Raw genomic sequence first — 1,214 nt, forward strand, 5'->3', positions numbered from 1 at the left:
TGATCCTCTCCCCAAAATCGATCCAGCATTAATTAGAAAAACGGGCACCTAACACCTTCTGTTTGAACTGATTTGGAGTCAAATTGTTCAATGAAGAATGAGGTCGGAAATCATTATAATCCAGTCGCCATTCTTCAATTTTGTTTTTAGCATCTTCAAGAGAAAGAAACCAGTGGCTATTCAAGCACTCATCCCGAAAACTTCCATTAAATGACTCAATAAAGGCATTGTCTGTTGGTTTTCCAGGCCTTGAGAAATCCAGAGTTACGTGATTCAGATAAGCCCACTTATCCAATATTTTTGAAATAAACTCAGGACCATTGTCAATGCGGATAGATTTCGGCTGTTTGTTTTCCAGTACTCTAAGTCCTTCAAGAACGCCCACGACTTCTTCACCTCGGATAGCTTGTCCTACATAAATAGCTAGGCATTCGCGACTAAAATTATCCACTATAGTTAATGCCCGTATTTTCTTGCCATTGAACAAGTTATCGGAAACAAAGTCCATACTCCAGCATTCGTTTAAAGTAGAGGCCAGTGACCGCTCTTCTCTGTGGCTACCTGCTACATGTCGTCGAGGTCGCTTCCTTCGAAGATTAAGACCTTCTTCGCAATAAATGCGATGAACTTTTTTATGATTGATGACCCAGCCTTCTCGTTGAAGCAGCACATGAATACGCTGATAGCCATAACGAACTCTTGTTTCGGCTATTTCCCTGATACGGTGTCTTATAACAGTATCTTCACCACGGCGTGAGCGGTATTGGTATACGCTACGGCTTATCATTAAAACTTCACAGCTCCTACGAACACTTATCCGATAGCCATCCTGAAGAGAAACAGCCAGTTCCCGCTTCTTACCTGGCTTTAAAGCTTTTTTGACAGAACATCCTGCAACATCTGCTTATCCAAGCTTAAATCAGCAACCAGCTGTTTAAGGCGCTTATTTTCATCTTCCAACTGTCGCAGTTTTCTAAGCTCCGAGGCACCAAGACCACCATATTTCTTCTTCCATATATAAAACGTCGCTTCGCTGATGCCAAGCTTCCGACACACCTCCGATACGCTTGTGCCTAGCTCTACTTGCTTTAAGCCAAATAATATTTGTTCTTCTGTAAATTTACTGCGTTTCATAGCAAATACCCCGTTTTTATTAATTGATATTTTGCCAGATTCTCTAATTTACAGTGGATCTATTTTTAGGGAGGAGATCA

At 41.3% G+C, this 1,214-nt stretch carries 1 protein-coding gene; it reads right to left on the bottom strand.

The features are described from left to right. Nucleotides 1-28: 28 nt before the first annotated feature. Nucleotides 29-1,134 (bottom strand): IS3 family transposase gene (locus tag ACN4Z1_RS15900; protein WP_370634564.1). Its coding sequence is split into 2 segments (ribosomal slippage): nucleotides 29-882 and nucleotides 882-1,134, totalling 1,107 coding nucleotides; the frame shifts between segments, so codons are not numbered across the junction. Nucleotides 1,135-1,214: the final 80 nt, after the last annotated feature.

This window comes from Legionella sp. ST3F1, from assembly GCF_048553315.1.
Lineage (GTDB): Bacteria > Pseudomonadota > Gammaproteobacteria > Legionellales > Legionellaceae > Tatlockia > Tatlockia donaldsonii.